Genomic DNA, 1,121 nt, shown 5'->3' on the forward strand with positions numbered 1-1,121 from the left:
GCTCGGCGAGCCCACCGACTCCCTCGACACCGCCTGCGACGTCATTCTCAAGACCCTGCTGCCGGACCGGCCCGCCGACGACGACATCGCCGTCCTGCTCGCCCGCACCCACACCCTCACCGCCGGCCAGGTCGCCTCCTGGGACCTGCCCGCCGACCCCGCCGTCGTCGCCCACGCCCGCGCCCACACCACCGACCAGCTCACCGCCTGGGGCCTGCACGACGCCATCTACACCACCGAACTCGTCGTCAGCGAACTCGTCACCAACGCCATCCGCCACGCCACCGGCCCCATCCACCTCCGCCTCATCCGCGACCGCGGCACCCTCATCTGCGAGGTCTCCGACACCAGCAGCACCGCCCCCCACCTGCGCCGCGCCCGCACCCTCGACGAGAACGGCCGCGGCCTGTTCCTCATCGCCCAGCTCACCCACCACTGGGGCACCCGCTACAACCGCACCGGCAAGACCATCTGGGCCGAACAGCTCATCTGACGCGGCCCATCCGACGAACGGCCCGCCCGACACCGCCGGCGAGATGATCGTGATTCCGCCGGCCCTCGGGCGGCTGCGCGGCAGACGACCGGGCATCGCCGCAGGTGACCGGCCCTCCCGGGAATAGCCGGGCCGGTTCTGACATACAGCTGTCGTAGTCACAACCAGCGGCTCGACCTGCGCCGCGCCTTCTTGCACCTGGAGGACGTCGAACACATGACTCTGCTGACCGACGCCGTGCGTGCCGCGCTGACGGCCGGGCGCCTCGCCCACCTCGTCACCCTGAACCCGGACGGCAGCCCCCAGATCACCCTGGTGTGGGTGGGCGTCGACGGCGACGAGATCGTCACCGCCCACCTGGGGCTGTACCAGAAGCTCCGCAACCTCCAGCGGGACCCACGGGTGGCGCTGTCGATCGAGGCCGCAGGGACCGAGGGCGGCGGCCTCGACCATTACCTGGTCGTCCACGGGCACGCGAAGGTCATCGAGGGCGGCGCGCCCGAACTGCTCGCGAAACTCACCAGGATCTACCTTGGGCCGGACGCCCCTCCGTCACCGATCCCCGACCCACCCCCCGGCTACGTCCTGCGGATCACCCCGGAACGCGTCGGCGGCATCGGCCCCTGGA

General features: G+C 71.5%; 2 protein-coding genes. Both read left to right on the forward strand.

The genetic code is table 11. The features are described from left to right. A partial coding sequence (locus NBW84_RS01205) for an ATP-binding protein (RefSeq protein ID WP_250280874.1) occupies positions 1–493 on the forward strand: 493 nt, incomplete at its 5' end. Positions 494–709: 216 nt separating this feature from the next. Beyond that, positions 710–1,121 (forward strand): PPOX class F420-dependent oxidoreductase (locus NBW84_RS01210; RefSeq protein ID WP_250280876.1); only part of this gene is annotated, 412 nt, incomplete at its 3' end.

This window comes from Protofrankia sp. CiP1_Cm_nod2 (assembly GCF_920664355.1).
In the GTDB taxonomy this organism is placed as follows: domain Bacteria; phylum Actinomycetota; class Actinomycetes; order Frankiales; family Frankiaceae; genus Protofrankia.